This is a genomic window from Pantoea sp. BR_17 (assembly GCF_041955125.1).
GTDB lineage: Bacteria > Pseudomonadota > Gammaproteobacteria > Enterobacterales > Enterobacteriaceae > Pantoea > Pantoea stewartii.
Genome location: NZ_JAVAXT010000001.1, coordinates 116846 through 130189, shown reverse-complemented (window position 1 = coordinate 130189; position 13344 = coordinate 116846). Strand labels below are relative to the sequence as shown.

Below are 13344 nucleotides of genomic sequence, written 5' to 3'. Positions count from 1 at the left end.
GTCAGCCTCCGTTTCAGAACTGCAGGTGTTCTGCGCGCACAATCATTGCCATGCCGGAAGCGAGCTGTACCCGGACGCCGTCTTTAGAAACTTCCAGAACGGTTGCGTCCATTGCACTTTTGCCTGCTTTAACTTTAATACTCTGGCCGGGTTGCAAAGTTGAGGTATCAGTGATGGGTTTAGCCTGCTGCTGCTCCGGACGGGGTGCCGGTTTGCGATGCTGCGATGCAGTAGGACGCTCAGCAGACTGCGGACGCGGCTTACGCGCGGCATCACCCTCTGCGGCTTTACGCGGAGCAGGTTTGCGTGGACGACGTGGCGCGCTGGCCCCTTCTTCGCCCTCACCGGCTTCACGACGCGCGGCCCGCTGCTGATCGCGTTGCGCCTGAACACGCGCTTTCGCGTCTTCCAGCTGCTTGCGGGCATGCTCAACGTGCTGCTCATCGAGAACACCGCACGGATTGCCGTCGAGATCCACGCGGGTCGCACCCGCTTTAATACCGTACAGATAGCGCCAGCTGGAGGTATAAAGACGTAATGCTGAACGTAACTGTGTTTTGCTCAGGTTCATTTCGCCCTGAACGCGCTCGACCAGATCCTGAAAGATACCGATTTTGAGCGGACGCGCTTCACCTTCAGCGCTAAAGCAGTGCGGAAAGCGCTCCGCCAGAAAGCAAATGACTTCTTTACTGCTATTCAACTTAGGTTGATTTTCCATGAAATTTCCTGATTACTACGGGTTTGCCGACCAGAGCAGGCATGAACAGGCGACATTATAATGACAACATCGCTAAATGCCATGCAATCCAGTCGATTAGCTACGCGTCAGCTGCAAATATTTTTCTAAGTCCGTGTTCGCGAGCACGTCGCAAAGCCCGTCAGTCAAGGCTACCAGCCCTTTTTCATCATCACTATCAAAGCGATTGTATTCCACACTGTCGATATCCAGCACGCCTACAACGTGACCGTTTACTTTCAGAGGAATCACAATTTCAGCATTACTGGCCGCATCGCAGGCGATGTGCCCCGGAAACGCATGCACATCATCTACACGCTGGACCTGATTTTGCGCCAGCGCTGTACCACAGACACCTTTACCCACGGGGATGCGCACACAGGCAATTTTACCCTGGAACGGGCCAAGCACCAGTGTGTCTGCTTCCGTCAGCAGGTAGAAGCCTGCCCAGTTCACGCCTTCGAGACGTTCATACAACAGCGCGCTAAAGTTACCCATCGCGGCGAGGAACGCCGTTTCTCCCGCCAGCAAGGCGCGCATATCGCGATCTAAATCGGCGTAAAAGGCAGTTTTGTTCATTATTCAACCGTTACCAGTGACATCCGGGCGGCTAACCACTCCGCCAGTTAAAAATAAGCACTAAAAATCCATAGCCATAAGGTGAATCATAGCGTTAGTTACTATAACCTTAACATTCTGTGGATCGAAGCGTGATACCCGAAACAGGTACACAGCAATGTCTTAACAACCCTTTGCGTAAATAACAATAAGCGAACCCTGCACTCTTTATGAAAATTCACGCGATTAGCGAGACATTGCCCCACGCACGTTATCAGCGTTGTCCGCAATGCGATACCCTTTTTTCCTTACCAGATGTGAAATCGCATCAGTCGGCACATTGCCCCCGTTGTAATGCGCAAATTGTCAGCGGCTATGACTGGTCGATGACGCGTCTGCTGGCGATGGCGGCCACCATGCTGGTCCTGATGCCGTTCGCCTTCAGCATGCCGTTGATTGATATCCGGCTGCTGGGTATGCGCATTAACGCCAGCCTGCTGGAAGGCATTGTGCAGATGACGCTACAGGGCAACGTGTTAACGGCCTCCATGGTGGCGTTCTGCACTATCGGTGCGCCCGTCACGCTTGTGGCTGGCATTGGCTACCTGGCGCTGGGCCAGCGTTTGGGCATGAATCTGCGCCCGGTTCTGCTGATGCTGGAGAAGCTGAAAGAGTGGGTCATGCTGGACATTTTCCTGATTGGCATCGCGGTGGCGTCGATTAAAGTTCAGGAATACGCCGATCTCGAAATGGGCTACGGTCTGGTGGCTTACATTGCCCTGACCGTCCTGAGCGTGATGACGCTGATTCATCTCAATATTGAGCAGCTATGGGAACACTTTTATCCGCAACAGCCTCAGGTGACGCGACGGGAGGATCTGCAGGTTTGTCTCAACTGCCATTATACCGATGTTCCCGACGCACGAGGCCGTTGCCCCCGCTGCCATACACCGCTCGACTTCCGTCGCCGTCACAGCCTGCAAAAATCCTGGGCTGCGCTCATCGCCTCCATTGTGCTGCTGATCCCGGCCAATCTGCTGCCCATTTCGGTGGTGTACCTCAATGGCTCGCGGCGGGAAGATACGATCTTCTCCGGCATTCTTTCCCTGGCATCCGGTAATATTCCGGTCGCCGCCGTCGTCTTTATCGCCAGTATCTTAGTGCCCTTTACCAAGGTTTTGGTCATGCTGGCGCTGCTTCTCAGCATTCATTTTCGCTGCGAGCAAGGCCTCAAAACCCGCATCCGTCTCCTGCGTTTTGTAACCTGGGTCGGTCGCTGGTCTATGCTGGATCTGTTTGTCATTTCGTTAACCATGTCACTGGTCAATCGTGACCAGTTACTGGCTTTTACCATGGGACCTGCCGCGTTTTACTTTGGCGCGGCTGTGATCCTGACCATTATGGCCGTTGAGTGGCTGGATAGCCGCCTGCTCTGGGATGCACATGCAACAGGAAACGCCGACTACACCGACTAATGCTACGCTGCGTAATAAGCGTAAAATTTCCCCTTTTTGGCTGCTGCCCGTTATCGCCATGCTGATTGCGGGCTGGCTGCTATGGACGAATTTTCAGGAGCGCGGCACTACAATCACCATTAATTTCCAGACGGCAGATGGGATTGTGCCCGGGCGCACGCCTGTGCGCTATCAGGGCGTGGAAGTCGGTACCGTGCAGGGCATCAACCTGAGCGACGACTATCGCAAGATCCAGATCAAAGCCAGCATCAAAAGTGATATGCGTGATGCCCTGCGTGAGAATACGCAATTCTGGCTGGTGACACCGAAAGCCTCGCTGGCCGGGGTTTCCGGCCTTGATGCGCTGGTCGGCGGTAACTACATCGGCATGATGCCGGGCGATGGTAAAGAGAGCGACACCTTCACCGCCCTGGATACGCAACCGAAATACCGTGTTAATACCGGCGAGCTGATGATCCACCTTCATGCACCGGATCTGGGCTCGCTGAATACCGGCTCACTGGTCTATTACCGCAAAATTCCGGTAGGCCGCGTGTACGACTACAGTATCAACGGTCAAAACAACGGCGTGTCAATTGACGTGCTTATCGAACGTCGCTTCGTCAACCTGGTGAAAACCAACAGCCGTTTCTGGAACGTGTCCGGCCTGAACGCTGATGTCAGCCTGAGCGGTGCCAAAGTGCAGCTGGAAAGCCTGGCGGCACTGGTCAATGGCGCGATTGCCTTTGACTCGCCCGAAGGCGCGGAAGCCGCAAAGAGCGACCAGAATTACACCCTCTATCCTGATCTGGCTCACAGCCAGCGCGGTGTGCTGATTAGCCTCGATCTGCCCAACGGCGATAACCTGTCGGCTAACCGAACGCCGCTGATGTACCAGGGTCTGGAAGTCGGGACGCTCACCAAACTGAATCTGCAGGACGGCGGCAAAGTCACCGGCGAGATGACGGTTGATCCGTCTGTGGTCGGCCTGATGCGCGAAGGCACACGCATTGAAATGCACAGTCCGAAACTCAGCCTGACTGACACCAGCCTGAGCAGTTTGCTGACCGGCAATACCTTTGAACTGGTGCCCGGCGACGGTCCACCCGTACAGCATTTTACCGTGGTTGCGCCTGACAAAACGCTGCTGCAGCAACCCAATGTGCTCACCGTAAAACTCAGCGCGCCGGAGAGCTATGGCATCGATGCGGGGCAACCGCTGATGTTATACGGTATGAAAATCGGCCAGGTCATCTCGCGCGATCTGGATGAAAATGGGGTGAATTTTGTTGTGGCAATCAATCCTGACCACCGGCAACTGGTGCACAGCGACAGTAAATTCATCGTGAACAGTCGTCTTGATGTGAAATTCGGTCTGGACGGCATGCAGGTGCTGGGAGCCAGCGCACGTGAATGGGTCGATGGCGGTATTCGTCTGGATCCCGGCAAGCGCGGCGCGCCAAAAGCCGCCTATCCGCTGTTTGCGGATGCGGAACGTGCGGAGGAAGGTATTGTGGGTGACGGTCCGTCGACCACGCTGATGCTGACCGCGAAAAGTCTGCCGGATGTTCAGGCGGGATCTGTCGTGCTGTACCGCAAGTTCCAGGTGGGCGAAATCACGAAAGTCACACCGCGCGCGGATGCGTTTGATATTGCCGTTCATATCAAACCGGAATACCGTAAGCTCCTCACCAACGAAAGTGTCTTCTGGGCGGAAGGCGGCGCACGCGTGCAGCTTAACGGCAGCGGATTAACGGTGCAGGCCTCCCCGCTGAACCGGGCTTTAAAAGGCGCGATCAGCTTTGACAACCTGACCGGGGCGAAAGTGGATAAAGGCGTAAAACGCGTGCTTTATCCGTCCGAAACGGCCGCTCGCGCGGTGGGCAGCCAGATTACCCTGCACACCTATGATGCCAGCAAACTGTCTGCGGGCATGCCGATTCGCTATCTGGGCATTAACGTGGGTCAGATCGAATCGCTGTCGCTGAGTGATGACAATAATCAGGTGGTGGCCAAAGCCGTACTTTACCCGGAATACGTGCAGAACTTCGCGCGCGTCGACAGTCGTTTCTCCGTGGTGTCGCCCGAGATTTCGGCCGCCGGGGTGAATCATCTGGAGACGATCCTGCAGCCTTACGTTAACGTTGACCCGGGTAAAGGACGCGGCGCGCGGACCTTTGAGCTGCAGGAAAGCACCATCACCGACTCGCGTTACCTCAACGGCCTGAACATCTATGTGGATGCCACCGAAGCGGGTTCTCTGTCATTAGGAACGCCGGTCCTGTTCCGGGGCGTCGAAGTCGGTACCGTGACCGGCACCTCGTTGGGTAATATGGCGGATCGCGTGCAAATCGCCCTGCGCATCAGTAAGAAATATCAGCATCTGGTACGTAATAACTCGGTGTTCTGGCTCGCCTCCGGCTATAACCTGGACTTTGGGCTGATTGGCGGTGTGGTGAAAACCGGTACCTTCCAGCAATTTATCCGCGGCGGCATTCAGTTTGCTACGCCACCGACGGTCCCGCTGGCCCCGCAGGCGAATGCGAACAAGCACTTCCTGCTGCAGGACGAACCGCCGAAAGAGTGGCGTAACTGGGGTACGGCCATTCCTGACCCGAACCAACCTTAATCCTTCCAAAACGGGCAGCCAGGCTGCCCGTTTTCTTTCCGCGTGTTACACTCCCGCCTTTGCCTCAAAGAGAACTTATCCGTGTCCGACGCCGCTTCACGTTTTCCTGCCGATTTCCTTGACCTTATGCGCCAGAGCCTGCCCGATGAGGCCAGCCTGCAGCAGTTTATCGACATTAGCCAGCAGCCGTTACGCCGCAGCCTCCGAGTCAATACGTTAAAAATCAGCGTCAGCGCGTTTCTGGCCCAAACGGCTCACTACGGCTGGCAGCTTACGCCGGTGCCGTGGTGTGAAGACGGCTTCTGGATCAGCCGGGAGGATGAAAGTTTACCGTTGGGTAGCGTGGCAGAGCATCTGAGTGGCCTGTTTTATATTCAGGAAGCCAGCTCGATGCTGCCGGTGACGGCGCTGTTTGATGCCTGTCCCGATGCACAGCATGTCATGGATATGGCGGCCGCCCCCGGCTCGAAAACAACACAGATTGCTGCCCGAATGCACAACCAGGGAATTGTCCTTGCTAATGAGTTCTCTTCCAGCCGGGTAAAAGTGCTGCACGCGAACATTACCCGATGTGGCGTGACCAATACCGCGCTGACTCACTTTGACGCCCGCGTCTTTGGGCCTGCGCTGCCGGAACAGTTCGATGCGATCCTGCTGGATGCGCCCTGCTCTGGCGAAGGCGTGATACGTAAAGATGCGGATGCGCTGAAAAACTGGTCGCTTGCCAGCACCCACGATATCGCCCAGACCCAACGCGATCTGATTGACAGCGCGTTTCATGCCCTGAAGCCTGGCGGTACGCTGGTGTATTCCACCTGCACACTCAATCCGATCGAAAACCAACAGGTTGTGGCCTGGCTGCTGGCGCGCTACCCCGCAGCCGTCGAGGTTGCGCCGCTGACGACGCTGTTTCCAGGCGCAGAACAGGCAGCCACGCCCGAAGGTTACCTGCACGTCTTTCCTCAGCTGTTTGACAGTGAAGGCTTCTTTGTCGCGCGGTTACGCAAAATCGCCTCTGTTGAGCGGCTGCCTGCGCCGACATACAAAGTCGGCAAGCTTCCGTTTACCCCCGTAAACCGCAAACTGGAAAACGATATTGTTCAGGCGGCCGCGAAGGTGGCGCTTCAGTGGGATGAGCGCCTGCAACTGTGGCAACGCGATAAAGAAATTTGGCTGTTTCCCGCCGACATCGTTCCGCTGTTAGGGCAGGTCCGTTTCTCGCGGATTGGCCTGAAACTGGCTGAAACCTTTGCGAAGGGTTATCGCTGGCAACATGAGGCCGTTGTCGCGCTGGCGTCACCGCGTCCAGCGCAGACAGTGGAACTGAATGAGGCGGAAGCGGAAGCGTGGTTTCGCGGTCGCGATATCTACCCTGAAAACCCGCCCACCGTTGATGAGATGATTGTGACCTATCAGGCTCAGCCGCTGGGGCTGGCAAAGCGGGTTGGTAGCCGCATTAAAAACAGCTATCCGCGCGAACTGGTGCGCGACGGTCGGCTGTTCCGTTAAGCCGTCATATCCTGCAAGTGACACTGTCACGCATGCGGCGCTGTTTTGCTGATATCAGCGCCATAAATGTGGCTCAGCGCGGACGGACCTGCACAAGCGGCAGGCATCGCGCCTGTGCATTCTGGCGCGATGCCCGGCGATAACTCAGGCGGTGCGCGCTTTCACCGGATGGGTCAGCAATTTGGCGGCGGGCCGGATGGGACGTCGCACTAATTCTCCCCCGCAGTTGGGACAATGCCCCTGCAGATGCTGCTCAGCGCAGGTCGCGCAGAAGGTACATTTGAACGAACAGATGCGCGCATCACGCGATGCCGCAGGCAGATCGATATCACGACGTTCACAGTTTGGGCGCAGTTCTAACATGACATTCCCCCTTGCGGTAACGGCTTTCAGCGTGGCAAAACCCATGCAGCGTGTCGAGGATTTTCATCGCCCGTAACGCTTATCCGTCAGGAGATGTGGAACCCGACGTGGCCCTGCTGCGGCTTTCATCGTCGCGCGCCTGGGTCACGTCGCCTTCGTCCTCATTCTCACCCTCGTCCTCTGCGCCCTCCTCATCACTGGTGACCATCGCCGCCTGAATCGCCTCGTCTTCCAGCACCGGGTTAAGCGCCGCGCCTAAAGGCGAGGTAGCCAGGCTGTCCGGTAACACCACGTGGGGCAAAGGTACCTCGGTAGTCGGTAACGGAAGCGGCGCTTTCTTCACATAGCTCAGCACAGCAATCAACAGGGTGCACACCGTGAAGAACAGATAAAGCATGTTACTGCCGAAAGGCTGCATCAGCGAGCCCACCAGCAACGGGCCGATACTGGCTCCGATACCAAACGCCATCAGCAGACAGGCCGTCAGTGAAACGCGCTGCTCCGCCGCCACCTGATCGTTTGCCAGCGCCACCTGCAAAGGATAGAGGGCAAACTGCACCATGCTGGCAAGAAAGGCGATGCCGAGCACCCAGTGAAATGACAGCCTGGGCAGCAACACCAGCGGCAAACAGGCCAGCGCCAGCAGCGCTGCAATATAAAACAGCAGCCGCTGACGATCGTAACGGTCGGACAGCCAGCTTAAAGGAAACTGCGATACCAGCCCGGCAAAGATCGTCAGACTCATAAAAATACCGGTCTGCGCATCACTGAATCCCTTGCTGCTGGCATACACCGGCGCCAGGCCATAAAAGGCGCCGACGACCATACCGGTTAATAAGGTGGTGCTGAGTAATTTAGGGATGGTGCGAAGAAAGTAGCCCAGTTCCATCGGCGCAGGTGACATCGCGCGAACATGCGTGCGCGTCGTCAGCGCAATCGGCACCAGACAGAGGGCAAAACAGAGCGCCACGATTAACAACGTCTGAAGACCAAAGTCACTTTGTAAGGTCAGCACCACCTGACCGCTACTTAAGCCAAGGTAGGTCGCCACCATATAGAAGCCAAAGATTAGCCCACGCTGTGACGATTCCGCCTGGTCGTTAAGCCAGCTTTCCAGCACCATGTACTGGCACATCATGCACAGCCCGATGATCAGGCGCAGGAAAACCCAGAGGGGGATAAAATCTGTCAGCCCGTGTCCGATCACTGACGCCGTGATAATGCCGGCACAGGCTACATAGGCACGAATATGACCGACGCGCGCAATCAGGTTGTGACCCACCTTGCCACCGATCACCAGGCCAATATAGTTTGCCGCAATGATGGCCCCAATCAGCGCACCATTAACCTGATCATGGGCCAGACGCAGTGACACGTAGGTAGTGAGTAACCCTGAGCCCAACAGCATCAACAACGTGGTGGTGTAAAGCGGCAGAAATGTTCTGAGAATTTTTCGCATACGACTCCCTGTCCACAACAGTCATTGGTGTCCTGTAAAGTTTAAAGATAGTTGAATTTGCCCCGCTTTAGGTCGGGACAATTCCGACAGTAAACTCCCGTTGTCACGTGGACGGCAGTGATGACACATTTCCCTGTCCCTGGATGTATCGTAGGCCTCCGGCAAAACCTGACTGGCTGTGGACCATGTTTACGCGGCCGGGTTTTCCGTCAGCCATAAAAAACCCGTTAACCTGGCGGCTAACGGGCTGTGGGATCAGGCGCTGGGGAACGTAATGTTGCTGCCCGGTGCCTCTCGATGCAGATGGATAAAGTTCAAGTGGCGCTCATACTGATCGAGTATATCGATGATCACCTGCTCTTTGCTGTAATCCATCAGGTCATTACCCTGACTGCCCTCCAGCAGGAACGTCTCCAGCCGGTAATAGGTAGATTTCCCGCTGCGCGCGCGGTAGGTAAAGCCCGGAATGGAATACTGCTGTGGCCAGACCTGATAGAGGAAATCCTGCTCCTCGCCCAGCTGTACGCGCAGGTCCAGATACCCCAGGGGATGCTCCCCGTCGGCGGCCACGCGGTCCAGCGTGACGCGCGCGCCACGCAGCTCCAGCTCTTTTGCCACGTCCTCCATGGCGGGAAAGATCGTGTGATCCATCATTTTCAGGGTGTAGCGCGAGCCAGGATAGTTCATCAGACGCGACAGACGTTTTTTCCAGGTCAGGCGGTCAGTGGCATGTGCCAGATAAGGCGCCGTATCCCGCGTCGCACTCACGCGGCGATAATCTTCCACCTTGAGCGATTTATACAGCCCTGCCATCACGAAGAAGATGACGAAACTGAACGGCAGCCCCATGATGACCGTGGTATTTTGCAGCGCCGTAATGCCGTTGGTCATCAGCATACTCAGCGTCAGGACGCCGATGGCGACTGACCAGAATATACGCAGCCAGTTCGGCGCATCACTGTTGATGTCTTTCAGTTTGGAGGTGAAATTACCCAGCACCAGCGAACCGGAATCCGCCGAGGTCACATAGAACAGCATACCGGTAATGGTCGCGACGGAAGCACTCAGCTTGAAGGCCGGGTACTGCGCCAAAAGACTGTAGAAACCGCGTTCCGCATGGCCCATCACTTCCTGTGCAAAACCCGCATCGCCATGAAGGATTTCATACAGGGCCGCGTTACCGAAGACCGACAGCCACAGTAGCGTAAAGGTAAAAGGAATCACCAGCGTACCGAGCACAAACTCACGGATGGTACGGCCACGGGAGATACGTGCCAGAAACAGGCCCACGAACGGCGACCAGGCCACCCACCATGCCCAGAAAAACAGGGTCCAGCTGTTCATCCACTCTGTTGGCCGGTCAAAGGCAAACGTATTCAGCGTCATGCCCATAAAGCGATTGATGTAATCCCCTACGTTGAGCACCAGTGCGTTAAGCAGGAAGCCGGTATTGCCAGCGAACAGGACGAACAGAATCAGGCCGAGAGCCAGCGCCACATTCAGTTCCGATAAAATACGAATGCCTTTGTCAACGCCCGACGTCACGGAAATGGTGGCAATGATCACCGACAGAATAATCAATGCCGTCTGTGCCGTTAATCCTTCCGGAATATCGAACAGGACCTTCAGCCCATAGTTTAACTGCACCACACCAATTCCCAACGTGGTAGCGATACCAAAGATCGTCCCAATTACCGCGGCAATGTCTACGCTGTGGCCGATGGGACCGTTAATGCGTTTACCAAAAATGGGATACAGGGCGGAACGGATGGTTAAGGGCAGATTGTAGCGGTAGCTGAAATAGCCAAGGGCAATCCCCATCAGGGCGTACATTGACCAGCCGGTTAAGCCATAGTGGAACAGAGTCCAGACCATCGCCTGACGGGCCGCTTCAAGCGTTTGCCCTGCCCCTTCCGGCGGCTGCATATACTGCGAAACCGGTTCCGCCACCGAAAAAAACATCAGGTCTATCCCGATACCGGCAGCAAACAGCATTGCCGACCAGCTCAGTATGCTGAATTCCGGTTTCGACTGCTCAGGCCCGAGTTTGATGGAGCCAAAACGGGAACAGGCGATATACACCACGAACACGATATAAAGCGTGGCGGCCAACATGTAATACCAGCCAAACGCTTCGGACACCCAGTTTACCGCCCTCAGTATCCAGTTGGCGGCTTCGCTGCTGAATAAAATAGTGATGAGTGAAAAGGTCAGAATCAATCCTGCGGAGGTGTAGAACACCACGGGGTTGATTCTGTCTTTTTCACTCGCTGGTGGACTCATCATCGTTTACCTCTGGTTGTTGGCTTATCAATTTTGCAAGAGTTCAAACCGGTAAAAACATCCGGTTTCCCGAGGGGAAGTGTTTTTTACGCTTCGTTTCCTGCCGTTACATTCTGGTCAAAACTAACGAATCTGCCACACTTACCGCTTCACTTACTCAACTTTTAAGACACAGCATCCTAACAAGGTTTCTATTTATATTGAACATCCAATCAAAAAAAGATTAAATAGGGGACAGATTTTGGGTGGGAGCGAACGCAATGCCAAAGTTAGGGATGCAGCCAATACGACGTCGACAGCTGATCGATGCGACGCTGGCAACGATAAATGACGTAGGTATTAATGATGCCACCATTGCTCAGATTGCCCGACGCGCGGGCGTGTCGACCGGCATCATCAGCCACTATTTCAAGGACAAGAACGGATTGCTGGAAGCCACGATGCGTGACGTCACCCGGCAACTACGTGAGGCAGTTGCCCGTCGCCTGCAGCCATTAGCCAACGCCCCCGCCGAAGAACGACTGCGCGCAATCGTTGAGGGAAACTTCGACGAAAGCCAGGTCGAACGCGCAGTGATGAAAGCCTGGCTGGACTTTTGGTCAAGCAGTATGCACCAGCCTCAGCTTCAACGTCTGGAACGGGTCAGTCATCGCCGTCTTTTTTCATCGCTGGCCGTGGAGTTTCGCCGCCAGTTGCCCAGGGACAGGGCCAGGCTGGCCGCTCACGGGCTGGCCGCCATGATTGATGGCCTGTGGCTACGCGCAGCATTAAGCGGCAAGCCCTTTGACCCGACGACAGCACGGACACTGACCACTCAATTTATTCGCCAGCAGTTAGCCGGCGAACACGCGTAACGGAACCAGGAGAAATTATGTCCCGATTCACCGAACAACACCTTTACATCAATGGTACTTATGTTGCCGCGACGTCTGGAGAAACCTTCCAGACGATTAATCCGGTCAACGGCGAAGTACTGGCTGATGTCCAGATTGCCGGGCGCGAGGATGTCGATCGCGCTGTGGCGGCGGCCAGAAAAGGGCAAAAAGTCTGGGCAGCCATGACCGCCATGGAACGCTCACGCATTCTGCGTCGGGCCGTAGATATTCTGCGCGAGCGCAATGATGAGCTGGCTGAACTGGAAATGCTTGATACCGGTAAGCCGTTCAGTGAAACCGCCAGCGTCGACATCGTTACCGGTGCCGATGTGCTGGAGTATTACGCTGGGCTGATCCCTGCGCTGGAAGGCCAGCAAATTCCTCTGCGTGATACCGCGTTTGTGTATACCCGCCGTGAACCCTTAGGCGTGGTCGCCGGTATTGGCGCGTGGAATTACCCGATTCAGATTGCCCTGTGGAAATCTGCCCCGGCCCTCGCCGCAGGCAATGCCATGATTTTCAAACCCAGCGAGGTCACACCGCTGACGGCCCTGAAACTGGCTGAAATTTACACCGAAGCCGGTGTGCCGGACGGCGTTTTCAACGTGCTGCCCGGTACCGGCGCGGTTACCGGTCAACTGCTTACCGAGCATCCGGGTATCGATAAAGTGTCATTTACCGGCGGTGTCGTCAGCGGCAAAAAAGTCATGGCAAATGCGGCAGGATCGACCCTGAAGGACGTCACCATGGAGCTGGGCGGCAAATCCCCGCTGATCATCTTTGATGACGCCGATCTCGATTTGGCCGCCGACATCGCCATGATGGCTAACTTCTACAGTTCCGGCCAGGTATGTACCAACGGTACCCGCGTTTTTGTCCCGGCCGCATTGCAGTCTGCGTTCGAAGCCAAAATCGTAGAACGTGTTGCCCGTATCAAAGCGGGCGATCTGCGCGATCCCGAGACGAACTTTGGTCCGCTGGTCAGCTTTAGCCACCGTGACAACGTGATGCGCTTTATTGAGTCCGGTATTGCAGAAGGTGCCCGTCTGCTGTGTGGCGGTAAACGCTTAACCGGTGACGGGTTTGATCAGGGCGCGTGGGTGGCACCAACCGTATTCAGCGACTGCCGCGACGACATGAAAATTGTCCGTGAGGAAATTTTCGGGCCGGTGATGTCGATCCTGAGTTACACCTCGGAAGAGGAAGTGATACGTCGCGCTAACGATACCGAATATGGTCTGGCTGCGGGTCTGGTGACCCGGGATCTGAATCGTGCGCACCGCGTCATTCATCAGATTGAAGCGGGCATCTGCTGGATTAACACCTGGGGTGAATCTGCCGCTGAAATGCCCGTCGGCGGTTACAAGCATTCTGGCGTCGGTCGTGAAAACGGCTTGATGACGCTGCAGAATTACACCCAGGTGAAGTCGGTTCAGGTTGAGCTGACGCGCTTTCAGTCTGTCTTTTAATCCCCTTAC

The 13344-nt window shown here is 55.7% G+C and carries 10 protein-coding genes; 5 read left to right on the top strand and 5 right to left on the bottom strand.

Translation table 11 applies throughout. The features are described from left to right. Positions 1-13 precede the first annotated feature (13 nt). A complete protein-coding gene (proQ, locus tag RAC60_RS00550; protein WP_375092437.1) occupies positions 14-718 on the bottom strand; it encodes an RNA chaperone ProQ in 705 nt (234 codons plus the stop codon). 96 nt (positions 719-814) lie between these two features. Further along, complete coding sequence (locus RAC60_RS00545) at positions 815-1315, bottom strand: GAF domain-containing protein (protein WP_033741940.1); 501 nt, start codon at positions 1313-1315, stop codon at positions 815-817. 209 nt (positions 1316-1524) lie between these two features. On the opposite strand from RAC60_RS00545, the gene yebS reads away from it, so the two are divergent. The 3 genes from yebS (at position 1525) to rsmF (ending at position 6886) form a co-directional block, all read left to right on the top strand. Then, the gene (yebS, locus tag RAC60_RS00540; RefSeq protein WP_375092436.1) at positions 1525-2769 is read left to right on the top strand and encodes a membrane integrity lipid transport subunit YebS; all 1245 of its coding nucleotides are present in this window, start codon (positions 1525-1527) and stop codon (positions 2767-2769) included. Continuing rightward, a complete protein-coding gene (locus tag RAC60_RS00535) occupies positions 2738-5377 on the top strand; it encodes a PqiB family protein (RefSeq protein WP_033741944.1) in 2640 nt (879 codons plus the stop codon). Before yebS ends, RAC60_RS00535 begins: the two co-directional genes overlap by 32 nt. 81 nt (positions 5378-5458) lie before the next feature. After that, positions 5459-6886: a 16S rRNA (cytosine(1407)-C(5))-methyltransferase RsmF gene (gene rsmF, locus RAC60_RS00530; RefSeq protein WP_039343108.1), complete on the top strand. Its 1428-nt coding sequence runs from the start codon at positions 5459-5461 to the stop codon at positions 6884-6886. A 144-nt stretch (positions 6887-7030) separates the two neighbouring features. Here the strand turns inward: rsmF and RAC60_RS00525 are convergent, their stop codons facing one another. The 3 genes from RAC60_RS00525 to RAC60_RS00515 form a co-directional block, all read right to left on the bottom strand. Next, positions 7031-7249, bottom strand: coding sequence for a DUF1272 domain-containing protein (locus RAC60_RS00525; protein WP_375092435.1), 219 nt, complete (start codon positions 7247-7249; stop codon positions 7031-7033). 79 nt (positions 7250-7328) lie between these two features. Then, a complete protein-coding gene (locus tag RAC60_RS00520; RefSeq protein WP_054633658.1) occupies positions 7329-8708 on the bottom strand; it encodes an MFS transporter in 1380 nt (459 codons plus the stop codon). A 255-nt stretch (positions 8709-8963) separates the two neighbouring features. After that, positions 8964-10994, bottom strand: a complete 2031-nt coding sequence (locus tag RAC60_RS00515) for a choline transporter (protein ID WP_375092434.1) — start codon at positions 10992-10994, stop codon at positions 8964-8966. Positions 10995-11251: 257 nt separating this feature from the next. Between RAC60_RS00515 and betI the strand changes: the two genes are divergently transcribed. Together betI and betB are read left to right on the top strand one after the other, a co-directional pair. Then, positions 11252-11845, top strand: coding sequence for a transcriptional regulator BetI (betI, locus tag RAC60_RS00510; RefSeq protein ID WP_054633656.1), 594 nt, complete (start codon positions 11252-11254; stop codon positions 11843-11845). 17 nt (positions 11846-11862) lie between these two features. Next, a complete protein-coding gene (gene betB / locus RAC60_RS00505) occupies positions 11863-13335 on the top strand; it encodes a betaine-aldehyde dehydrogenase (RefSeq protein WP_164482025.1) in 1473 nt (490 codons plus the stop codon). Positions 13336-13344 lie beyond the last annotated feature (9 nt).